This window comes from Methylobacterium sp. CM6241, assembly GCF_054817845.1.
Genome location: NZ_CM139246.1, coordinates 1672285 through 1694674 on the forward strand (window position 1 = coordinate 1672285; position 22390 = coordinate 1694674).

The 22390-nt window shown below is 65.8% G+C and carries 14 protein-coding genes and 1 tRNA gene; 6 read left to right on the top strand and 9 right to left on the bottom strand.

Translation table 11 applies throughout. The features are described 5' to 3' along the window. Positions 1-190: 190 nt before the first annotated feature. Entirely contained in the window at positions 191-1507 is a 1317-nt protein-coding gene (locus tag ACYQR9_RS07750) for a UDP-glucose dehydrogenase family protein (protein WP_461229234.1), read from the top strand. Positions 1508-1520: 13 nt separating this feature from the next. Here ACYQR9_RS07750 and ACYQR9_RS07755 read toward each other — a convergent pair whose 3' ends face one another. Further along, positions 1521-2507, bottom strand: a complete 987-nt coding sequence (locus ACYQR9_RS07755) for a M10 family metallopeptidase C-terminal domain-containing protein (protein WP_461229235.1) — start codon at positions 2505-2507, stop codon at positions 1521-1523. 200 nt (positions 2508-2707) lie between these two features. Continuing rightward, on the bottom strand, positions 2708-4684 hold the full coding sequence (locus ACYQR9_RS07760; protein WP_056161468.1) for an acyl CoA:acetate/3-ketoacid CoA transferase: 1977 nt from the start codon (positions 4682-4684) through the stop codon (positions 2708-2710). A gap of 513 nt (positions 4685-5197) precedes the next feature. On the opposite strand from ACYQR9_RS07760, the gene ACYQR9_RS07765 reads away from it, so the two are divergent. Then, complete coding sequence (locus ACYQR9_RS07765) at positions 5198-6118, top strand: bestrophin family protein (RefSeq protein ID WP_461229236.1); 921 nt, start codon at positions 5198-5200, stop codon at positions 6116-6118. Between the two features lie 23 nt (positions 6119-6141). Here ACYQR9_RS07765 and ACYQR9_RS07770 read toward each other — a convergent pair whose 3' ends face one another. After that, positions 6142-7287 carry a type II asparaginase gene (locus ACYQR9_RS07770; RefSeq protein WP_461229237.1) on the bottom strand — a complete coding sequence of 382 codons (1146 nt, stop codon included), beginning with the start codon at positions 7285-7287 and terminating at the stop codon, positions 6142-6144. A gap of 351 nt (positions 7288-7638) precedes the next feature. Between ACYQR9_RS07770 and ACYQR9_RS07775 the strand changes: the two genes are divergently transcribed. The 4 genes from ACYQR9_RS07775 to ACYQR9_RS07790 all read left to right on the top strand — a co-directional run bounded on the left by ACYQR9_RS07775 (position 7639) and on the right by ACYQR9_RS07790 (position 11431). Further along, complete coding sequence (locus ACYQR9_RS07775; protein WP_207410392.1) at positions 7639-8106, top strand: MarR family winged helix-turn-helix transcriptional regulator; 468 nt, start codon at positions 7639-7641, stop codon at positions 8104-8106. Between the two features lie 397 nt (positions 8107-8503). Then, complete coding sequence (locus ACYQR9_RS07780; RefSeq protein ID WP_207410071.1) at positions 8504-8992, top strand: NUDIX hydrolase; 489 nt, start codon at positions 8504-8506, stop codon at positions 8990-8992. 60 nt (positions 8993-9052) lie between these two features. Beyond that, positions 9053-9127 (top strand) — tRNA-Thr (locus tag ACYQR9_RS07785). A 1293-nt stretch (positions 9128-10420) separates the two neighbouring features. Continuing rightward, positions 10421-11431, top strand: a complete 1011-nt coding sequence (locus ACYQR9_RS07790) for a S1C family serine protease (RefSeq protein ID WP_461229238.1) — start codon at positions 10421-10423, stop codon at positions 11429-11431. An 84-nt stretch (positions 11432-11515) separates the two neighbouring features. On the opposite strand, the gene ACYQR9_RS07795 is transcribed toward ACYQR9_RS07790, so the two are convergent. From ACYQR9_RS07795 to ACYQR9_RS07820, 6 genes are all read right to left on the bottom strand, one after another. After that, positions 11516-12100, bottom strand: a complete 585-nt coding sequence (locus ACYQR9_RS07795) for a tetratricopeptide repeat protein (RefSeq protein WP_461229239.1) — start codon at positions 12098-12100, stop codon at positions 11516-11518. A 44-nt stretch (positions 12101-12144) separates the two neighbouring features. Continuing rightward, positions 12145-13992, bottom strand: a complete 1848-nt coding sequence (locus tag ACYQR9_RS07800) for a hypothetical protein (RefSeq protein ID WP_461229240.1) — start codon at positions 13990-13992, stop codon at positions 12145-12147. A gap of 33 nt (positions 13993-14025) precedes the next feature. Further along, a complete protein-coding gene (locus ACYQR9_RS07805) occupies positions 14026-15087 on the bottom strand; it encodes a hypothetical protein (RefSeq protein WP_461229241.1) in 1062 nt (353 codons plus the stop codon). 114 nt (positions 15088-15201) lie between these two features. Beyond that, positions 15202-17817, bottom strand: a complete 2616-nt coding sequence (locus ACYQR9_RS07810; protein WP_461229242.1) for a virulence factor SrfC family protein — start codon at positions 17815-17817, stop codon at positions 15202-15204. Between the two features lie 36 nt (positions 17818-17853). Beyond that, positions 17854-21018 carry a virulence factor SrfB gene (locus ACYQR9_RS07815; RefSeq protein WP_461229243.1) on the bottom strand — a complete coding sequence of 1055 codons (3165 nt, stop codon included), beginning with the start codon at positions 21016-21018 and terminating at the stop codon, positions 17854-17856. Beyond that, positions 21015-22382: a hypothetical protein gene (locus tag ACYQR9_RS07820; RefSeq protein ID WP_461229244.1), complete on the bottom strand. Its 1368-nt coding sequence runs from the start codon at positions 22380-22382 to the stop codon at positions 21015-21017. The genes ACYQR9_RS07815 and ACYQR9_RS07820 overlap by 4 nt, the downstream gene beginning before the upstream one ends. Positions 22383-22390: the final 8 nt, after the last annotated feature.

Below are 22390 nucleotides of genomic sequence, written 5' to 3' on the forward strand. Positions count from 1 at the left end.
ACAGCCCCGGTCCATCGATCCGCCCGGCGGAGGTGAAGGCAGCGAGACCTGCCGACGTGATGGTCCGCCATCCTCCCGGTCCGGTGGGGCCGAGGGTGGCAAGCGCCCGATCCGTCATGGATCTGTCACCGCCGGCGGCGAGAGACGGTTGGTCGAGACGCCCGATCGAGGCGGCCGAGGAGAGAGCCTGATGAAGATCGCGATGATCGGCGCGGGGTATGTCGGCCTGGTCTCCGGTGCGTGCTTCGCCGATTTCGGCCACACGGTCTGTTGCGTCGACAACGATCCGGCCAAGATCGAGGCGCTCGAGCAGGGGCGTATCCCGATCTTCGAACCGGGCCTCAATACGCTGGTGGCCGACAATGTCCGCCAGAACCGGCTGACCTTCGCCACCGACCTGACGAGCGCGGTCGCCGCCGCCGACACGGTGTTCATCGCGGTGGGTACGCCGTCCCGGAGGGGCGACGGCTTCGCCGATCTCTCCTACGTCTATGCGGCGGCCCGTGACATCGCCGCAGCGCTCACCGGCTATACCGTGGTGGTGACCAAATCCACGGTTCCCGTCGGCACCGGAGACGAGGTCGAGCGCATCATCCGCGAGGCGCGGCCCGATGCCGATTTCGCCGTGGTGTCGAACCCCGAATTCCTGCGCGAAGGCGCGGCGATCGGCGACTTTAAACGTCCGGACCGCATCGTCATCGGGGCCGATGATGCCCGCGCGGCCAGCGTCATGAACGAGGTCTACCGCCCGCTCTATCTCAACCAGGCGCCGATCCTAGTCACGGGCCGCCGCACGGCGGAACTGACGAAATACGCCGCCAACGCGTTCCTCGCCACCAAGATCACGTTCATCAACGAGATCGCCGATCTCTGTGAGCAGGTCGGTGCCAACGTCCAGGAGGTCGCGCGCGGCATCGGCCTCGACAATCGCATCGGCTCAAAATTCCTGCATGCGGGGCCGGGCTATGGCGGCTCCTGCTTCCCGAAGGATACCCTGGCGCTGGTGAAGACCGCGCAGGATTGCGGCACGCCGATCCGGCTCGTGGAAGCGGTGGTCGCCGTCAACGACCAGCGCAAGCGGGCGATGGCGCGCAAGATCGTCACCGCCTGCGGCGGCTCGGTGAGGGGCAAGACCATTGCGCTCCTCGGCCTCACCTTCAAACCGAATACCGACGACATGCGCGACGCGCCGTCCCTCTCCATCGTCGCCGGCCTGCAGGATGCCGGCGCCCGCATCCGCGCGCACGACCCGGAGGGGATGGAGGGCGCGAAGCACCTGATGCCCGACATCGCCTATGCCGACGACCCCTATTCCTGTGCCGTAGGGGCGGACGCCCTCGTCATCGTCACCGAGTGGAACGCCTTCCGCGCCCTCGACTGGGCGCTGCTCGCCGACAGCATGGCCGCAAGGGTGGTGGTGGACCTGCGCAACGTCTACCGGGGCGAGGACGTGGCCCGCCACGGCTTCCACTATGTCGGCATCGGCGTGCCGACGCCGGAGGCGTGAACCGCCCGCGGGATCAGAGGATGAAGTCGCTCGCCTGAAGGCCGCCGACGACGGTCTTCAACAGGATCTGGAAATCGGCCCGTCCATTCCCGTCGACATCGCCTTCGAGGAACGTGGAGCTTCCGGACACCCGCATATGCAGGTCTCCGGCTTGGGCGAGGGCGGCATCGCCGATGAAAGTGAAGCCCTGGTCGCCCTCGGCACCGGTCATCGCCTGGATCGCCGAGAGGTCGATCCGGTCCTGGCCCAAAGCAAAATCCGTGATCGTGTCGTAAGTCTTGCCGGCAAGGCTGTCCGAGATGGCCCGGAAGGCGAAGGTGTCATTGCCGACGCCGCCCGTGAGCGTATCCTTCCCCACGCCGCCCACGAGGATGTCGCCGCCACCGCCACCCTTGAGCTTGTTCGCCGCATCGTTGCCGAGAAGCACGTTGTCGAGCGTGTTGCCGGTGCCGTTGATGGCCGCGTTCCCCATCAGGGTCAGGTTCTCGATGAACTGCTTACCGAGGGAGAACGAAATGGAGGCTTCGACGCGGTCGCTGCCCGCCATCGGACGCTCGAACACCCGGTCGCCGATATTGTCGACGATGTAGACGTCGTCGCCACCGCCACCGGCCATCGAATCCGCCCCGGCATAGCCATCGAGGAGATCGGCGTATTTCGATCCGGTGAGGGTGTCGTCGCCCGACAGAATCGCGGCCCGAACGCTCCCGGCATCCTGCTCGCGATAGAAGAGGGCTTGTTCGGCCGTGATGGCGAGCCCCTGGATCTCCAGGAGGGTACTGGCGCCGTAGAACAGGGTGACGCCATTGGTCACGCCCGCGACGGGGTAGGGGCCGGCCTCGTAGGAGAAACCGGAGCCGACGATGTCGAAGAAGATGTCCTCGCTCAGCGAGGCGCGAAAACCCGTCTCGACCTGATGGGAATAGCTGACCTGATCGTCATACGAATAAATGTCGATCGTATGCGCATCCAAGGGCAGCGAGGATTTGATCGTAACCACGGACGCGTTCTCCATCACCTTGCCCGCCCGCTCCCCGAGAGGAGCGGGCGGTGTCGATGATGTGATTGCAACCGAAACCTGAGAAAGGCTTAAGGCCGAGCATCCGCCCTGTGGGCGGAGCGGTCGGTCGCCGCAGCATGACGCTGCACGTCATCCCGAGCGGCACGCCGCCTCCGAGCCTTAGCCGGAGGCGGCATTTCTCACGCCGCCGCGTCGATGGCCGTAGAGGCGCGCCGCACCTTGCGGTCCATGCCGTCGAGGAAGGCGTGGGCGTCTTCCTTACGCTCGAAGACATGCGGGGCGAGGCCGCGATTGTTGAGCGCTTCTTCCATCTTGAGACGCAGGAAGGCGCTCGTCGCGTAGCGCGTGGTGGTGAGATAATAGTTCGCCGACAGGTATTGGATCATGCTGGCGTAATCGTCGTACAGGTTTTCGTTGATGCGGAACCCGTCATGGTTGACCACCGAGTTGACCCGTTGGCCGGCCTTCTTGCAGGCATCGACCAGGACCTTGCGCAGGTCGTCGATGTCGCTCTTGATGCGGGCGTGCCAGCCCTCGAGATTGAGGAAGAGGATGTTGCGCTCGGCGTCGTAGCTGACCCGTTCCGGCAGGTTGAGGTTGAGGAGGTCCGAGAGCAGTTCCATCGGCTCGTCCCGGAAGAGCCTCGCATCCATCTGCGCCGGGTGCTTGATGATCGGCGTGAAGCCCATATGGGGCAGGATATCGCGCTCGATATCGATGCCCGGTGCCACCTCGATGAGTTCGAGCCCTTCGTCGGTGAGCTGGAAGACACAACGCTCGGTGACGTAGATCACCGGCTGCGAACGCTTCTGCGCATAGGGACCGCTGAAGGTGATCTGCTCCACCTGCGGCAGGAACTTCTGCGACCGTCCCTCGGTGACGATCTTCAGCTTGCCGTCCTCGATCGTGGTCTCCAGGCCGCCCACGGTGAAGGTGCCGGCGAAGACCACGCTCCGCGCGTTCTGGCTGATGTTGATGAAGCCGCCGCAGCCGTTGAGCTTGCCGCCGAACGCACTGGTGTTGACGTTGCCGTGCTGGTCGCACTCGGCCATGCCGAGGCAGGTCATGTCGAGACCGCCGCCATCGTAGAAATCGAACATCTGGTTCTGGTCGATGACGCAATCGGCATTCGTCGCCGCGCCGAAGCTCGACCCGGAAGCGAGCACGCCGCCCACGGCCCCGGCCTCTGTGGTGAGGGTGATGTAGGGCGTCACCTTCTCTTCGTTGGCCACCGCCGAGATGCCCTCGGGGGCGCCGACGCCGAGATTGACCACGCCGTTCGGCGGCAATTCGAAAGCCGCGCGGCGGGCAATGATCTTGCGGGCGTCGAGCTTCATCTTCTTCATGCCGCTCACCGGCACGCGGATCTGGCCGGCGAGCGCCGCGTCGTGCTGTACGCCGTAATTCATGCGGTGCATCTCGGGCTCGGCCAGCACCACGCAATCGACGAGGATGCCCGGCACACGCACGTCCTTGGGCAGCAGGAAGCCGTCATCGACGATGCGCTCCACCTGCGCGATGACGATGCCGCCATTGTTTCGCGCGGCCATGGCCTGGGCCAGGCAGTCGAGGGTGAGAGCCTCCTTCTCGAAGGAGATGTTGCCGGCCGGGTCCGCCGAGGTGCCGCGGATGAAGGCGACGTCGATCTTGGTGGCGGTGTAGAACAGCCATTCCTCGCCATCGACCTCAACGAGCTTGACGATCTCGTCCGTCGTCACCTCGTTCACGCGGGCGCCGCCATGGCGCGGATCGACATAGGTATGCAGGCCGACCTTGGAGAAGAGGCCGGGCTGCCCGGCGGCGCAGGCGCGGTAGAGCTGCGAAATCACGCCCTGGGGCAGGTTGTAGCCGACGATCTTGTTGTCCTGGGCGGCCTTGGCCACTTTCGGCATGCGGCCGAAATTTGCGGCGATGACGCGCTTCAGCAGGCCCTCGTGGTGGAGGCGGCCGGTGCCGAGGCCTTTGCTGTCGCCGGCACCGGCGGTCATGATCAGGGTCAGGCCGCGCGGGGCGCCCGTGTCGACGAAGCGCTTCTCCAGGGCGGCATGGAGCGCCTCCGGGATGCAGCTCTGGACGAACCCCGTCGTGGTGACGACGTCGTCATGCCGGATGAGGGCGATCGCCTCCTCGGCCGTGATCACCTTATTTTTCTTCATCGACCGGTCTATCCTCAGAGCGCCTCCCGCATCCCGGCCCTAACGCAAGTGATATTTTGCATAAAGCCGGGGATGAGGAAGTCTTGTTTGGCGCAGGCAGCGTAAAGATACGGTCCAGTTTTCGCAAGGGTCCGGTCTAGCGCCAGTCGCGGCGTTCGCGTCTTGTTGCAGTGCAGCGTTAGCGCGAGTTTTCATGTCCGGACTGCCGGCATTTCCAGTGATCAGTGAGGATTGCGTCTAATCCTGAGGGCTCGCCGCCATTGGCTGAACACTTGTGCGGTGCGGGAAGGTCGAAAGTATTCAACATTTCGAATTTTGGTGGCGATTCGTTCCACCGTTGTCGGTCCCAAGCTCGTTTCTCTCATTCGAACGCACGACGTTGGGGCGGTTCGTCGCTGGTCCGCGTTCGTCACGAGAGCTTGCCTTGCCGGGAGACGCCGGGTGACGCAGGCTCGGGGATGCCGGTCCTTGGCCTCGACCGGTGATCCCCCCCAACGAAACCATAAGTCGTCGATGATCGTCCGTTCGCGTCCCAATCTCATGGCGGTGCTTTTCACGCTCCAGGGCTCGATCCTGCCGCGGGTCGCGCTGAAGGTGAGTTTCATCACCGTGGCGGCCATCGTCGTCGTGGCTGTCGAGCGGGCTTGGCCCCATCCTTTCCCGATGAGCGCGGGGATCGGGCCCTTCACCCTGGTCGGGCTGGCTCTCTCGATCTTCCTGAGCTTCCGCAACGGCGCCTGCTACGACCGCTGGTGGGAGGCGCGGAAAGCCTGGGGAACGCTGATCCTCGAAGCGAGGGCGTTCGCCCGACTCCTGACGGCGCTCCTGCCCGAGGAGCGGCACGACGCGTTGCGAAGCCGCGCACTGAAACGCGTGATGGGCTTTGCCAAGGCCCTCCACGCGCAAATGCGGCGCGAGGACGAGGTGGCGGCCGCAACCCCCTGGCTGTCCGAGGCGGAGGCCGCGCCCCTTCGCGACCGCCCGAGCATCGCCGATGCCGTGCTCGTGCACCTCACGGCCGATCTCGCTCGGACGCAGCGGGCCGGTGCTCTGACCGACATCCAGTTCGGCTTCCTCGAGCAGAAGATCGCGGCCCTCGGCCAGGTCCAGATCGTGTGCGAGCGCATCCAGGGCACCCCGCTGCCCTTCGCCTATACCCTGCTTCTCTACCGGACGGCCTGGATCTACTGCCTGCTCCTGCCCTTCGGTCTGGCGGGCACGCTGGGCTGGGTGACGCCGCTCGTGACGGCACTCGTCGCCTACACGTTCTTCGGCCTCGATGCCCTCGGAGACGAGTTGGAGGACCCGTTCGGCACCGAGCCCAACGATCTCCCCCTCGACGCGCTGGTCCGCGTCGTGGAGGGGATCGTCCTCGACGCATTGGGTGAACCCGCGCCGCCGCCTCTCGCGCCGGAGGGCTTCCTCCTGCGCTGAGGCGTGGCGCGAGCGGTGGGGGCTCAGTACTCCCAGAAGATCCGCTGAAGCTCCTTGGTGTCCTGCGTCTTCGTCAGGGCCACGGCGGCGAGGATCTTGGCCTTCTGCGGGTTGAGGTCGTGGGCGACGACCCAATCGTACTTGTCGTCCGGCTGTTCGGCATTGCGCAGGACGAAGCCGTCGCCGACGCGGGACGAACGGATGATCTGCACGCCCTTGGAGCGGATGTCCTTCAGGGTGTCGACGAGGTAACCGGCCACCGAGCCGTTGCCGGTGCCCGCATGGATGATGGCCTTCGCGCCCGTTGTGACGGCGGAGGTGTAGGGCTCGGGATGCATGTTGCCCGAGCCGTAGACGATGGCGACGTCCGGCAGGGTATCGATGGAATCGATGTCGAACTCGGAAGTGGTGCCGTGGCGCTTCACCGGCGCGCGGAACCAATAGGTCTTGCCCTCCACCACCATGCCGAGGGGGCCCCACTGGCTGAAGAAGGCCGAGGGCTTGATGTTGACGCGCTTGGTGGTGTCGCGTCCGGCCTGGATCTCGTCGTTCATGGTGAGGAGCACGCCCTTGGCGCGGGCATCCTTCGCGCCAGCCACCACCACGGCATCGAGAAGGTTGAGGGCGCCATCGGCCGAGATCGCCGTGGAGGGCCGCATGGAGGCGACCATGACGATGGGCTTGTCGGTCTTCACCACGAGGTCGAGGAAATAGGCCGTCTCCTCCACGGTGTCGGTGCCGTGGGTGATGACCACTCCATCCACGTCGTCGCGCTTGACCAGGGCGGAGACCTGCTTGGCGAGCTGGATCAACTGTGCGTTGGTGAAGCTCTCCGAGGCGATCTGGAACGCCTGCTCGCCGCGTACCTCAGCCACCTGTGCGATGGCCGGCACAGCGGCGATGAGCTTATCCACCGGAACCTTCGCCGCCTGATAAGTGGCGCTGTTGGCGGCATCCGCACCCGCGCCCGCGATCGTGCCGCCCGTGGCGACGATGACCACGCGGGGCTTTGTCGTCGCGGCCGGGGCCGCCGCTTCACCGGGTTTGGCCGGTGCCGGGCCTTCGAGAGCGATGGCTGGGAGCGGCGCGAGGGACAATCCGACGCTCAGAGCCAGGGCGAAGGCGATCGGACGACCGGTGGGCCGGTAAGCGGGAGGAACAAGCTGCATCGTGGTATCCTGTCACAGGCGGGAAGACTTCATTGTGGCCGCTCCCCCCGTTCACGCCCAGGCCAAAAAGGCGGCGGTCACAGGCTGTTCCGGCGTCATTCCTTCGACATCGTAACTGGAGGGGCGATCCTGCTGCCCGGCTCGGTCGATCCGGCGCATCCGCCGGCCGCGATCGAAGCATGGGTCCGCTTCACCGATCGGGTAAATGCTTGCAATCGGAATGAAATGGCGAGACTTTCGTGTTGTGGGCTGTCACGGCCCGGTACGACGTACGAGACCCAAGCGCGAGGAACCGATGACGCCGCTTGGGCATCGCGCAGGCCTGATCCGGGGATAGATCGCGTGGTGTATATGGTCGACGCTCCGGAGGAGCATACAGGCTCCACGACGGACCCTTTGCTGCTCGATAATCAGCTCTGTTACGCCCTCTACGCTGCCGCTCACCGGATCACCCGATCCTACCGCCCGATGCTGGAGCGGATGGGGCTGACCTACCCGCAATATCTGGTCCTCCTCGTCCTCTGGGAGACCGACGGCGTCACGGTGTCGGATATCGGTCGCCGGCTGCGTCTCGATTCCGGAACCTTGACGCCCGTTCTCAAGCGGCTCGAAACCGCAGGTTTCCTGATCCGTCATCGGCGACAGAGCGACGAGCGCGAAGTCGAGATCCAACTGACCCAGCAGGGGCGCGACCTGCGGGCCGAGGCACGGCTCGTGCGGGAATCGGTGATGTGCCAGCTCAACATGTCGGAGCCGGAGGTGCAGGCGATGCGGGCCGACCTGAACGCCCTGATCGAGAACCTGAGCGTCACCGGCTGAAGGCCGTCTCCGGCATGGCCGAGACGCCGTTCGGTCTATCGACCGTCGTGGTCGCACTGTCACAATCGCGCTGTACGCTCCGTTCCGATATCATCTTATTATCCTATGCTATCGATATGGTTTGCCGGATAAGTTTTACCTTGAGGTAAGCGTTCATTTACCGTTAAAGGCCGGCCACGTCCGGCATCGTGCCATGCGGCGCATCGGGTCTTCCCTTTCTCTCCGCCTGCCCGTTCTCGCGTGCCGGTCCTCACGCCACAGGGCAGGGGTGTTCGATGACCTGGTTGTCGAAAGTTCCGAATTTGATCGTCGAGGCAGGGAAGCGGCGGGCCGCTGAACTCGAACCGATCACGCGCGGATCCATCGAACCCACGCGGCATCGCGGCGTTCCCCTTCCATGAGTTCAGCCCTGGTGGAGAGTGAGACGGAGCCCCGGCGTCAGATCGGTGCCTTGCCGTTCCGGCGTCTGTCGGATGGTGGGTTCAAGATTCTCCTGATCACCTCACGTGAGAGCCGCCGCTGGGTGATCCCGAAGGGCTGGCCGATGAAGGGGCGCAAGCCCTACGAGGCCGCTGCGCGCGAGGCCTATGAGGAGGCCGGGCTTCTTGGCGAGATCGGCAAGAGGCCGCTCGGCTTCTACCTTTATGAGAAGCGGCTCAAGAGCCGTGATTTCGTACTCTGCCAAGTGAAGGTCTTCCCTCTGGAGGTCCGCAAGCAGCTGAAGCACTGGCCGGAACGGGGTGAGCGCGAGGATCGCTGGTTCACACCCTCCGACGCGGCCGAGGCTGTCGCCGAATCCGGCCTCGCCGGCATCATTCGCGCGGCGTGCAAAAGGGACACAGGGCTGCTTGTTTCACCAGCAACGATCAAAGGCGGCGAGAAGTGATTGCCAAGCCGCGTTCGATCCGCTAACTCCCCGCTCGTCGCCGACGCGTCGCGACGATCGGCTGCTGTAGCTCAGTGGTAGAGCACCTCATTGGTAATGAGGAGGTCGACAGTTCAATCCTGTCCAGCAGCACCATTAAATTCAATCGCTTAGCGCATTCCAGACCCGCCTCTTGCACCCCCGGAATTTTCCTGGGTTGCAGTGGGGGTGCACACGTAATTGTTTGTCATAACGGCGACCGCAATACGGGCTATCGTAAGGGACGCTACTCGTTCGCGGATTCCCCACGTTGGGCTTCATGGTGTCAGATATTGACGTCCAGCATTATCGTCAAAGGCCTGCTTCCAGCCTGACCCGGGATCGTGGCTGCCGTCGGGCCCCATCTTGAGCGTATGCCAGGCGATATCGCTATTCAGGTCCGTCCATTCACTTCAGGCGTCTCAGATGCGTTGATCAGCGTCATATCGAGATGGCTTGCATTGGCCTTTACGAGGACTGAGCCATGCCCTTCATCTGAATCGCGAGACGACACAAGGGGTCGGGACTGAGACGGGCAGACGCGCGAATGAGGCACCAGACCGACAAGCACTGCCGATAAGAGCTCAACCTTAGACGAAGCTGCGATACGCTGTGTCAGACGTGCGATGAATCGGTAAGGATGGGATGCGAAAAGCGCGATTTTTCGTGAGTTTCTATCTGAGAAGCTCTTCACAAGCTTGAGCGTTCAGATAGGTTGTGCCTGGAGCACAAGGTTGTGAGCGTGGCGCGTCCAGTAACTGAATGCCTCCCTTATACCGGTGGAGGTCACTGGCAAGGACAGGTTGCATAACCCTTGGGCCTTCCTTTGGTCAGGATATCTCCGGTGAATTTTTCAAAACTCATGCTTAGTGCTGTTGCCGCGGCGATAATTGGCAGCACTTCGTTGGCGCCGACCGCATCGGCAGGTCCATTGGATGGACTCGCCGGCGGCGCGATCGGTTTTGCCCTCGGTGCCATGGCTGCCGCGCCGCGGCAGATGTATCACGCTCCGCGTCCGCAGCGGGTCATTGTCTACCGTGATCGTCCGTCCCGTCGCCATGTGGCTGCAGCACCGGTGCGGCGCAGGGCTGCGCCTTCAACGAGCGGCGCCGCCATCAGCACCGTGTCAGATCCCTTTGCGGGCTCGGGTTCTGCTAGGTCGATCCCCGTCAACGGTCGATAGCATCTCCCTGGAAGGTCGCTCTTACCATGCGCTTCGGTTTGCGCTCGTTCCTCCTCGGCGCCTTGTCCCTGACGTCCGTGCTTCATGAGCCTCGCGGTGCAACCGCTGGCCCAGTGCTCAACGTGGACAAATCGATCGGCAAGGTCTCGGGTTGGTCGATCGGCGTTAGCCGATCGACCAATGGCTGCCTTGCGGCTGCGGCTTATCAAGACGAGACGACAGTCTGGATGGGATTCGACGGCGACAAGGACGAAGCCTTTCTCGCCTTCACGAATCCCAAATGGAGATCCATCGAGACTGATCGAATCTATCAGCTCGTCATGCTGACGGGTCGCGGACGCTGGAAGGGCCAATTTGCGGGAATCGAGCGCGGCAGCGATCGCGGTCTCATGGCATCCGGTTTGAAGAAGAGTTTCGTACTCGACATCGCCCGTGCCGGGGGGGTCGAGGTCGTGTTCGAGCGCAAATCCATTGCTCGGCTTTCCCTGTCCGGGTCCTCGGACGCGATCAGCGCGATGATCGATTGCCAGAAGACGATCGTCGAAGCCAAGGCTGAGTCGCCATCGCCCAAGAGCAAGTCGGTTCCCGATGGAGACGTTACGCCGAGGCGGGACGTTAACTCCTCGGGGACGGGATTCTTCGTGTCCGACAGCGGGCATGTGCTCACCAACAACCACGTCATCAGTGGGTGTACGGAGATCAACGTCTCCAAGTTCGGGCTGCCGTCGCTAAGAGCTCGTCTCGTAGCCACGGACGTCCAGAACGATCTCGCCGTGCTTAGCACCGGATTCGACCATCCCGTGGTCCCGGCGCTCTCCCTCAAGCCGAGGGTCGGCGAGAGCGTCTACGCCTACGGTTTTCCGCTCCCCGACTTACTCGCCGCATCGGGCAACTTCACGGTCGGCAACATCACGGCGTCCGCGGGTCTCGGCGACGACACCCGCATGCTTCAGATCTCGACGCCCGTACAGCCCGGCAACAGCGGCGGTCCTTTGATCGATCAGTACGGTGCCGTGGTGGGCGTGATCGCTTCCAAGCTGAATGCGATGACGGTGGCGAAGGTCAACAACGACATTCCTCAGAACGTAAACTTCGCGATCAAGTCGACAATCGCCCTGAACTTTCTCGATTCCAACGGGATCGTCACCGCGACCGGCACCAAGAACCCGACCCCGATGGATCCGGCAACGGTTGCCGAGCAGGCCAAAATGTACACGGTCCACGTTACCTGCCGGTAGCAGCGGTTGCCGCTCCCTGAGGCTTTCCGTCTGCGCGGAGCTCTCTATCCGAGACATTGTTTTTGGGGGACGGGTGTCGTTGTATCAATTACAGCCGACGCTGCCGCAGAGAGAGTTCGCTCCCGTCGGCGCCGCGACCGCGGACGCTGGTGCGAAGAGAGCGGCCCGGGCGAGTTTGGCCTCCTCATTGTCCGGCTTGAGCCGGAGAACTTCGTCGTAGTCGCGCGCGGCCGCCGCTTGGTCGCCGAGTTGTGCGTGGGATTTGGCACGGTTCATCAACGGCCAGATGAAGTTCGGCCGTAGGGTATGGGCCCGTGTGAAGTCGGCGATGGCCGCCGCATGGTTGTTCAGCCCGGCCTGCGCAATACCGCGATTCTGGAAGCTGTAGGGATAAGCATCATCCGCCCGGATCGCGCTCGTGCAATCGGTGAGTGCGGCGGGGAAAGCGAGGCGATCGTTCTGGGCCATGCAGCGGCCGTCGAGGGCGATGGCGCGTTGTCTCGCGGTGCGGGCCTCCCCGAGCAAGGCCGTACAGCCCGTCACGCGGGATTCCGGGCTGCCGGACCGGCAGTCCTGCGCTGCATCGGCCCAGGCGTCGGTTCCTGTCCCGGCCAATGCTGCCAGCAGGAGTAGGCCGAGCCGGGCCGCGGCAGCGTTAGGACGGGACATGTTTTTCTCTCCGGACCTGATCGGACGTCGTCTGCCCCGGAACCTCAACGGCACCGGTTCGTGAACATGTCGCTGCCGGGCAGTTGCATGGAGTTCATCATCTTGAGCAGTTCCGGGCGGTAGATATCACTGTACTCGGCCGGGAAGCGGCCGCCGATATGCGTGATCGTGCTTCGGTCGTCGCGGCGGATCGAGACGAAATCGTAGAAGCTGCGGTCGTCGAAGGCGCCCTGTCCACGGGCCGTGCCGCGCCCTTCGAGGACGTAGCCGTTGCGTCCGGGTGCGCTCGTGATCTCCTGCGAGCGGGAGACCTGCGTCCGGCGCGGCGTGATCTGCTCGCTCATGTATTGTCTGGCATCGCCGCAGCGCTCGTTCGGGCTGACCTGAACGTAGATCGCCACTTGCTCTCCATGCAGTCGCGACTGCCAGACCGTGCTGTAGGATTGCTTCTGCGCATCGAAATGGTCGTCGGCCATGGGTTTGATTTCGAGCAGGGCGCTCGAATAGTTCAGGTTCCAGCCGGATGCGCTGCGGGCGGTCGCGCGCTGGTTCTGCAACTGACGGAGCCGTTCTTCCTCGGCACGCCGTCGCTCAGCTTCGGCACGTTGCCGATCATCCTCAAGCCGCTGGTCGTCAGCTCGACGTTGCGCATCCAGTGCACGCTGGCGCTCCGCATCCGCCCGCCTTTGGATTACTAGTTGCCGCTCGCGCTCGGCCTGTTCCTCCCAGCGGCGGCGCTGATCGTCCGCCTCGCGCCTGCGACGCTCCTCCTCTGTCTGCTGGCGATCGCGCACCCGATCGCATTCAAGAACATGGCTCTCGACGATGCCGCGGAACCGTCCGGCCGGGTAGGCACTGAGGTAGCTCGGCGCGCTCAATCGATCCTCGCAGGAAGCGACGGCTTTCTGGTAGGCCCGCTGCTCGCGCCCGGCCTGGAGTCGGTCCGCGAAGTGGCGGGCATAGGGATAGGCGGCGGTCATCGCCTCGCATTCGCGGATCGGCGGATCGAGGGGGACGGTGCGCAGGGTGGCCGCGTCGGCATCGAGATCGATCTTGTTGCAGCCGGTCGTCATGCCCGCGAAGAAGCCCTGCGGCAGGAAGGCGAAGGTGGTGGTGAGCGATCCACTCGCCCTCGGTTCGAGGTCGCTGTCGGCGAGGGCGCGCTGCAGGACATCGTAGGATTGAAGGAAGTTCTGGCCTTCCTGAGCCATGGCCCCAAGGAGGACGTCGCGCAGGGACGCGCGTCCCGCCAGTGGGGCCGCGCCGGGCGCCCGACGGGCCGCCCTCTGGGCGCCGATGAGGCTGGCGCCCGAGCCACCGGTCCCGGCGTCGAAATCGCAGCGGCCGCCGGCGGTGGGCTGGCACTCGTCGATGACCGCCACGAGGTCTCGCAACTGCCGGCGCGACAGGCGTCGCAACAGGTCACCCAGGCGCACCCCGTCGCTATCCACGAGGTTCGGGCGCTGGGCCAGATCGGCTGGGTTGCCGGGGACGAGGAACACGTCGTCTTCTCCGCCGATGCTCTGCCCGAGGGCAATCACCGCGACTTGGGCGCCTTGGGGGATCCGTCCCGCCGCCTCGCGCAGGCTCCGTTCGAGTTCGGGGCGGTCCGCCGGACCGAAGGTCCAGACGTCGAACCCGATTTCGAGCAGGCGCTTGCGATAGGCTTCCTCGTCGGAATGCGCGGTCGCGGCGCGGCTTCCCGCCGTGGACGCCTGGGGCACGATCAGAAGCGCGATGCGCGGGGACGTGACGGCACTGCTCCTGCCCGTTGCCGTCTTGACGAAGACACCTGGGGCGGCCGCCCACGCGAACGGGGCGCCCACGAGCAGGACGACCGCGAGAGCCGCGATCCCGGGTTGGCAAAATCGGTGAATGGGCTTCAAGGCCATGGTGGGTCTCTTCGGGCTCTTCATGGCGGGGTCTTATGGACGGCAGATCGCGCGCAGGCGCTCGTCGCGGCCGACGAGATCCGCGTTGGACTCGCACAGGCTTCGCAATTCATCCGTGTGTCTGGGTGAGCGATTGCGCCACAGGGCGTAGTAGTAGGCCGCGCGCGAGACGTTGGGGCGCGCCGCCTCCCGGTAGGTCGCGTCAGTGTTCCGGGGGTCATAAAACCGCGCGATCTGCCATGCCGCGTCGGCGCTGGCGACCGGGTCGGCTTCCTCGAACGCCCGGAAGGCCGCCCCGCCCTGGCGAGCCTCAATGGCCACGCCGCCCAGTTCCAGGAACGCGCTTCCCGCAGCGCTCTGGTCGAGGAGTTGCAGATGGCGCTGCCGCAATTCGGCTGCCGTCAGGCGCGGCGCTTCGGGGGCGGGTGGTGTCAGGGCGGCCGGAAGCGGTGGGGGGGCTTCAGGCGTGACGGGCGAGGCCGGTGGCAAGCCGGCGAGGATCACGCGCATGTCGTCCCGGAACAGATAAGCGCCGATTCCTGCACCTACCAGCACGATCAGGATGACAAGCGCGACCGCCCGCCAGATCGGGCGCCTCACCGGAGGCGCTACAGGGGGCGGAGCCGGTTCGTCCCGCGGAGGGCTGACAGGCGGCGGCTCCGGTTCGGGAGCAGCCTCGTCGGCCGGGGGGGGCGGCACGGAAACGGGCTCAGCCGGAAGGACCGTCTGCGTCAGGCTCGGCGCGGGTGTCGGATCGGCGGCGAGGATGCCGTATCCGGCCGGCGCCGGCGTGATGAACGGCCAGGAGACCACGCCGAAGGAGGTCCCGTCCTGGCCTACGATCTCAATGGGGACCAGCTCCTCAATGCGGTCGACGACCGCGGGGCCGAAGCGCGCCACCGTCCGTCCATCGCGCTCCGACATCGACAGGGGGGCGAGCCACGCGACTTCCGGCTGCCAGCCGTCGCTGCCGAGGTGCTTCGGCTCGGCATCCTGTCGGCGGAACGACAGGAGCGGCGCCGTCGCGCGCCGACCCAGGTCGATGAAGGCGTGGCCACCGATCTCGTCGTCGTCCTCGGTGATGCGAATGGTCATGACTTGGTCCAGGCGAGCCGTCTGAGGCAATCTGTGAGGATGAGGCGATGCCGGAGCGGTAACGCCTGCTGGAAGCGCCGCCGAAGGGCGGCGTCGGCTTCGTCGGAAAGCGTCCTAGGCCGCATGGCGCGGCTGGAGGCCCGCCAGGATCGCGCCCAGCCTGCCGTTCTGCTCCAGATCGATGGTGACGCCCGCCGCGCTTTTCGCGTTGTCCTCCACCACCCGGTAGAAGCCATGGAACCAGTCGGTCGCGTAGGTGTGGCCGAACGCCGTGGGACTGCTTCCGATCGACTTGGCGTCGAAGGAGACGGGCCTTGGGGCAAAGGCGACCCTGTCGCCGGCTTCCTCTTGGATGGATGGCCGCTCGCCAATGGATGGAACGAGGCCGAAACCAAGGTCGCCGCTCAGCCGGTTCAGGCGCGTGGCCGCGATGAGGGCGAGCTTCGCGGTGGATTGCTCGGCCCGCTCCACGGTGGCCAGGGCGCGCAGATCGGCCGCTATCGCGCTTTCGATATCCGCCCGGCGCGCCAGCGTGATCATCTCGCCGACGATGATCTCCATGACGTCGACGGGAACCCGGAAACGCAGGGCGAACCCCTCGGCCTCGATCCGCCGCCGCATGGAGCCGATCCACGCTGCCACCGCCGCCCGTGCCAGTCCGCGCTCGCGATCCGCGCCGGCAGGCAGCGCCGGCGTGCGCGCAGCCGGGCTCGGTGCGCCCGGTCGCGCGATCGCGCCGGGACGAGAGATACGGCCGGCGCCGGGCGGGCCGGCTGCGTCTCCCGGCGCCGTGCTCGCGCCGTGGAGGGCTTCGGTGAGGGTGCCCACGTCGATCAGGAGCTCGCGCAGCAGCGAGCCGAAGCCCCCCGTTGCGACAGTCTCGTCGAGGGCATCGAAGACATGCCCAGCAGCTTCGCGCCGCTCAGCGAGACGGGTCTCGATGTCCAAGGCCACATGGAAGCGCCCGAGGCGCTCGCGCAGCTCGGCCCGCAACCCGTCGAGCCTCGAAGCGATCTGTGCGGCCTTCAACTCAGGCCGGCAGACACGGGCAAGGTTCTCGACGAGGTAGCTCACGCCGCCGTCATTGAGCCGCAATGCCTCATCGAAGGCCCGGGCGGGGTCCTGGAAATGCGCGGCCGCCTCGGGGAGGGCCACGAAGCCGCGACGAAGCTCGGCGATGCGGTCCTGCTTCTCGAGCAGGAAGCCGACCTCCCGCCGGCCCTCATAGCGGATCACGGATTCCGCCGGATAGTTCGGATTGCGGAACCAGAACGCGTTGCGGAACGGCGTGCCCGGCGTCCATTGCCGCGGCCAGGTATGCGCCTTTCCAAAGAAGCCCAGCAGCGAGGCCTCGATCCGGTTGCGGAAGCGCAAGCCGGCATCCTGGCCGGCATCGCCCGCCTTGTCGATGAAATGGCTGTCGAACCAAGTCATCACCAGGAAAAGCAGGTTGGGTAGGGAGACCCGGGCTTCCGGACTGTTGCCGTGGGTCTGGGTGATCCAGCGCTCCACCAGATCCGGCAGCGTCACGACCTCTTGGTTCGATGGCCTGATGCAGAGCAGCATCGTCGTCAGTTCCTGCTCGGCCACGTAGCGGTCGAACAGGTAGGCGACCTTGCCGCGCAGGAAGGTCTCCTTGAGGGAATCCGGATGCTCGGCGAGGAAGTGGGTCAGGTCGACCTTCTGGCGGCTGCGCGCGCCGGGAAAGTCGAGCAAGTCCGCCTCCTGCAGGAAAGCGCGCGGCGCGTCCGCGATGTCGATACGCAGCTCCGCTGTGATGGCCGCGACGGTGGCACGGGGCAGCGCGACCGGAGCGCCCGATGCCCCATGAACCAGAAGCATATCGCCGTCGCCGGGCGAGCCGAGGCCCGCCAGGGTGGCCACGTCAAGGATGCTGCCCTCGCGCGGCACCAGGGCGGTGAGCGGCGCGAAGATCTCGTCGGGATGACCGAGACGTTCGAGGGCCTCGGCGAAATCACGGTACAGCCGCGTGAAGGCGGTGTGGCCTCCCCAGAGGGGGGCGAAGAGGCGTGCACGCCCGTCGAGGTCGAGCCCAGAGGCCAGAACCCGCGCCTCGTTCCAGTACCGCGCCAGCGCATCAAGGGCGCGGGTGCCGCGGGCCTGGTCCAGCAGGTAATCCTGCAGGTCGTCGATCTCGGCCCCGGAGAAGCGGTTGGTGCCGGGGCCGGCCTTGGTCCGCAGGTCGGCGAGGAGCGCCGCGATATCCTCCGGGCGCGGAGGCTGCTCCTTGGTAGCGTCGCCATCGTGCAGGAAGCTGTTGCACAGCACCTTGATCAGGTCGCTCTCTGTCAGCACCCGGAGCCGTACCGGTGCGCCGGATGGGGTCGGCGTCCCGCCGCCCTGCGCACTGAATCGGGTGACGAGCCCCGTCGCCTCCTTCTCGCCGATGGGGTTGATCTCGGCCAGGAAGTCCACCGGATCGTTTCCGTCGAACCGCGCCCGCAGGGACCCGTTCTCGGGACGGGCCAGTACTTCCACGAGGTAGGATTTCCCGGCCTGGCTCGGGCCGAATACGCCGACGCACATCGGCCTCTGCGCCGCACGCCGAAGCCGTTCCGCGCGGAAGGCGACCTTCCGCGTGTAGCGCACGAGGTCGTCGCGCTCGCGGCCGACTGTGGAGGCATTGGCCTCGTCACCGAGCCAGCGCTCGGCGTCCTGGGCGAGCCGGCTGGTATCGTGGCAGGTTTTGGCGAGGAGATCGGTGGACATGATGGATTTTGTATTCGATCCAAGAGGACGTGACGATCAATCAACGGAGAGGATGCCCGTATCGAGCCAGTAGCCCTGCTCGGACACCAAAGTGTCGAGCACAAGCTCGACTTTTCGTTTCACATCGAGGCCATCGGCGTCATAGGCGTCGGTGATTTGGAATTCTTCCTTCATGGATTCTGAACGGATCAGGGCATCCGGGCTGTCGTCGTCGGCGCGCCCATCGCCGCTGCGCTCCAGGGTGATGTCGAGGGGAAGACGCAACTGCGTCGCCTCCTGCCCGGTCCGTACGCGAAGGCGATAGAGCGGCGTCGCGATCCAGCGCTCGACGGGCAATTGCCGATATCCGAGGCGCATCGGCGCATAGTAGCGAAGCTTGGCGCTCATCGCCGGGCCGCTGGCTCGGGCGGAGGCCGGCGCGTCCAGATCGACGTCGCGAAAGCACAGGCCCGCATCTCTCAACTGGCCGCTCAGCTCCATCTCGCCGATGTAGCGGGCGGTGGAACGCAGGCCGAGGCGATTGGTGAACAGGGTGAAGTTGGTGAGCTGGCTCTCGGCAAGCGCGCACAGCATGCCGCCCACCGCCGTCGTGGTCTTGGGGTCGCCGATGCGGCGATTGTCCCGGTCCCGGAACGGATACCAGTTGCCGGCCTGATACTGGTGGAGCGGCACTACCCGGTCGGGCGAAACGGCCAGCTTGTTGACGAGCAAGTCGACGAAGGCCGAGAGCCGGGAGGGGCGCCCCGACAAGAGCACCACGTCCACGTCGAGGGCGTGGATCGCTTCGCACAGGTTGTCGAGAACAAGGTCGAGAACCGAGACGACGCAGGCACCGACGATGTCAGCGCGGCCCTCGAAGACGCAATCCACTAGGGCGAAGCCGCTCGCTCCATCCCGCCTTGCCGGACCTTCCAGAAAATCGAGGAGACGCTGCTGCGGCAACGCCCTGCGTACGACCCGGCCGCCGCGCTCGGGGAAAAACTCCGCGAAGGGGCGAGTGGTGAGGTCCCCCTCGGCCTCGACATCGGCTAGCAGGCGCAGGCCGATCGGCTCCAGTACGCGCGACACGAATTGCCGCCGCAAATGCTTCTCCTGCTCGGCCATGTTGGCGCGGTCGCCGCCGAAACGCTCCAGAAGGAGGGCGTGCGGATCGGGGTGCCCCGCCTTGCGCAATGCCTCCTCGATGGTCGGCAGCACGAGGCGCTCGATGACGCTCTTGAGGATGTCGTCCCCCGCGATCCGGAAACCCTCGCGGAAGTTCTGCACCGGTTTGATCGCCCGGTTGCCCTCGGCATAGTAGGTCGTCACCATCAGATCGGTGGTGCCGCCGCCCACATCGATGCTGGCGATGCGCACCGATGGCTCGGCCGGCGTACCGGGGGGCGGCCGCGTATCCGGCTCGGCGAATGGACGAGGACGGCCGATAAGCCTGAGGAAGCCGTCGACGGCTCCTCCCAGCTTCTGCGTGATCTCGCCATAGAGGTAGACGAACTGGACGCAGCTCGCCTCGTCCCAGGCCACGTGCACCTCCGGCTGCGTCAGACCCGGAGGCGGGTTGTCGGCCCATCCCATGAGCTGCCAGATCAGCTTGACGGCACCCTCAGCCCGCGAGCGTAGCAGGCGCTGCTCCTGCACCGGCATGGCCGGGGGCAGGGTGAGGATGATCCGACGCAGCTTGCGCGGCGCGTCCTTCGTCCGCCTGCGCTCGCGCACGCCGGCGTTGTTGATCATCGACAGGGCGTGGCAGACGACTTCGGCCACCATGAAGGTGAAAAAAGACGAGCGCGAGAAGGTCAGCCGCGAGGCGCCGATCCGGTCGTCCGCCTGGACCCGGATTCCATACCGCTTCCGGTCGGCATCGAGCTGAGCGATGACGTCGCCGCGGCTGTTGACGAACTGTCGGATGGTCCGGTCGATCAGCGGGCTGGTTCCGTCCGCACCGTAGTCGCGGTCGGGAAAGCGCCATTCCTGGTTCACCGGCCTGACGTCGCAGAGATAGCGCTTCGGGCTCGAAAGGCCGCCCACCGCCTCGGTTCCCTGCGCCAATTCCCGGAAGCGGCTGGCCTCCGGACCCACCCGGACCGGGCTGGGCCAGAAGAAGGCCCGCGGGCGTGCCGAGAGCCGCGAGAGGTGATCGCGTCCGAACCGGGCATGAGAGAGCTCCACATGGCTCTCGAACGGCTCGACATAGGCCTGCTCGGGCTCGGACAAGTCGCGCAATTGCAGCACGAAGGAGTTGTTGAGGTCGACCCTGTCCTCGTTGGGGTGAGATTCGATCAGAATGCCGCAGGTGCGGCTGTTGCCGATGTCGAGGATGAGATCGACGGTCACCGGCTTGATCGCCGGAATTGCCGTCACCGTATCGGTGAGGCGCATGACGCGCGGCTGGATTGCGCGCTGCAGATATTCGAGCATGACGAGATAGCGGGCATAATGCTCGAGGGTGTTGGGAAAGTCGCTGTCGCGCAGCGGACGGTCGGGTCTCTGGGCCGCCTTGAACTCGCGGAACTGCTCAGACAGCCAGGAGGGTACCCATTCCTGGAAGCCCGCGCGCTGCCGGGCTTCCTCGCTGTCGGAGGCCGCTCCCAGGAACCAGCCGATGTCGCGGAAGCGGAAGGCGAAACGGAACTCGTGTTCGTTGGCGGCATCGTCCAGGCTCGGCGCCGTGTAGGGCCGGTTGGGACGTCGCTCCAGGAGCTCCGTGTCGAAGGCGAAGATCACCCGATGGCTGATCGGGCTTTCAGGCGCGCGATCCGCCACTTCGACGACGCGGACCCGCGCCCAGTTGGTCGGGCCGACATCGAGCTCGTCTCCCCCCTCGATTCCGGACTTCACGCGTAGCATCGGCACCGGCGTCCACTTTTCAAGGAAGACCTCCAATGCGGCCCTCTCGCTGATGGCATATTCGCGATCGGTGCCGCGGGCGGTTTCGGTCTCGTCCCCACCCGGATCGGTCTCGTCCCATGTCGGGAGCAGCCGGTAGGTCCGCCGACCCGGCTGCTGGGGGGCGGCCTCGACTTCGCGCTCGATGAAGCGGCGCGACAGGCGTCCGACCGTATCGATGTTGAAGGTGTATTCGACGAACTGCACGCCGCTATGCGGCACGAGCCGGATCGTGGGACCGAAGGTGACGGGATCGACGAACATCGCGACGGATACAATCTCTTGAGGGAGGACGTTGCTGCCGGAGTGGGCGCTCACGGCGCGGCAGCGGCTCCGGACGATGGTGCGAGGGGGATCGGAAAGGTGAAGACGCTCTTCGGGACGCGGAGTGCGGAGACCGTTCCCTGCTCCTCGCGTACCACTTCGCCGTTCCTAGAAAGGACGATCTGAAACGGGATTCCGGCCCGGGAATCGCCGTGCCGCTCGTACAGGTTGACCTCGATGCCGAACGTACCCGGGGGAGTCGGCGCCACGTCCCAGATGATGTGTTCGATCGGGCGACTGGCGCTTGTGCCTCCGCCTTCGTTCTGGTCGGCGACCAGCCGGCCGCCGCAGGCCGCACGGTTGTTGAACTGGAGGCGAGTCTGATCGGGGCAGATCACCTGAAGGTCGAGATCGGGTGAGCCTTCCCATGCCAGGGTCAGTTCGAGATAGCGCCCGCGCTCGATCCGCTCGAGCCGCCGCTCGACATCGGCGGAGATGGCACGCGGCGTCTCGGTGGCGGTACGCGGCACGTCGACCGCGGCACGTTGGGGAATCGGACAACTCGCGTCGCAGGACAGGGCGCGGCGGGTCAGGGTGAGTTCGGCGGCGTGCAGCTCGGCTTCCGTCGCCTGGATCGCTGCACGCTGGGACGCTTCGAGCGGGTCCACGATGATGGAGGCGACCGGGCAGTGATCCGGCAGGACGCTCCTCAGCCAGGTCGGCCAGCCGTCACCGCCCACGGCGCAGGCCTGGAGTAGACGGTCTCCAAGGAGGAGGGACAGGATGACGAACAGCAGCCAGAGCGCGGGCGCGAGTCCCATCTGGACGCGGTTCGCCGTTCCTGCGCCAGATGGCGGCGGCGGGCGTGATGCGGTCGCCGCGGGCGGAGCGGCCCGTTGCGGTCGTGCCGCCGGGGCGATGGGAGAGGCGGCGCTCGCGGTGATCGCACCGCCCCGCTCGGCGACCATGCCGTCCAGCCGGGCATGGCGATATCCCCAGGCCACGAGAACCGGCTGCCCGTCCAGGGACCAGAGGTGATCCTCGTCGGGGGTCACGAGAGCGTCGCGGATGAGACGTGCGAGATCCCGGGAGGCCTCACCTTCGCCTTCCAGCGTGTCCGCAAATGTCGCCACGTCCAACGTCAGCCGTGCGGCGACCTGGCGCAGGGCCTGAGCCTCGTCCGGGGCGAGCCGCGTGACAGGTCGGGCCTCGCCGTCGCCGTCTGCGAACCAGGCGAATCCCGGAAGCCCGGTTTTCGCCATGGCGACCGGCACCGGCTCGGCGAATAGGCGGGCGTGGTCCGGGCCGAGACGCTGGGCCAAGAGATCGACGAGTTGCTCGTATTGCTGGCCCAGCTTCAGATTGACCGCGTCGAATCCCTGGCGCGGTATCTCGGTCAGTTTGGTGGTGATCGACATCGGGCGGC

What these genes read in the sequence shown, in the direction of transcription:
- ACYQR9_RS07750 (WP_461229234.1), top strand. Translation starts at nt 191, where the DNA reads ATGAAGATCGCGATGATCGGCGCGGGGTATGTCGGCCTGGTCTCCGGT.
- ACYQR9_RS07760 (WP_056161468.1), bottom strand. Translation starts at nt 4,684, where the DNA reads ATGAAGAAAAATAAGGTGATCACGGCCGAGGAGGCGATCGCCCTCATC.
- ACYQR9_RS07765 (WP_461229236.1), top strand. Translation starts at nt 5,198, where the DNA reads ATGATCGTCCGTTCGCGTCCCAATCTCATGGCGGTGCTTTTCACGCTC.
- ACYQR9_RS07770 (WP_461229237.1), bottom strand. Translation starts at nt 7,287, where the DNA reads ATGCAGCTTGTTCCTCCCGCTTACCGGCCCACCGGTCGTCCGATCGCC.
- ACYQR9_RS07775 (WP_207410392.1), top strand. Translation starts at nt 7,639, where the DNA reads ATGGTCGACGCTCCGGAGGAGCATACAGGCTCCACGACGGACCCTTTG.
- ACYQR9_RS07780 (WP_207410071.1), top strand. Translation starts at nt 8,504, where the DNA reads ATGAGTTCAGCCCTGGTGGAGAGTGAGACGGAGCCCCGGCGTCAGATC.
- ACYQR9_RS07790 (WP_461229238.1), top strand. Translation starts at nt 10,421, where the DNA reads ATGGGATTCGACGGCGACAAGGACGAAGCCTTTCTCGCCTTCACGAAT.
- ACYQR9_RS07795 (WP_461229239.1), bottom strand. Translation starts at nt 12,100, where the DNA reads ATGTCCCGTCCTAACGCTGCCGCGGCCCGGCTCGGCCTACTCCTGCTG.
- ACYQR9_RS07800 (WP_461229240.1), bottom strand. Translation starts at nt 13,992, where the DNA reads ATGGCCTTGAAGCCCATTCACCGATTTTGCCAACCCGGGATCGCGGCT.
- ACYQR9_RS07805 (WP_461229241.1), bottom strand. Translation starts at nt 15,087, where the DNA reads ATGACCATTCGCATCACCGAGGACGACGACGAGATCGGTGGCCACGCC.
- ACYQR9_RS07810 (WP_461229242.1), bottom strand. Translation starts at nt 17,817, where the DNA reads ATGTCCACCGATCTCCTCGCCAAAACCTGCCACGATACCAGCCGGCTC.
- ACYQR9_RS07820 (WP_461229244.1), bottom strand. Translation starts at nt 22,382, where the DNA reads ATGTCGATCACCACCAAACTGACCGAGATACCGCGCCAGGGATTCGAC.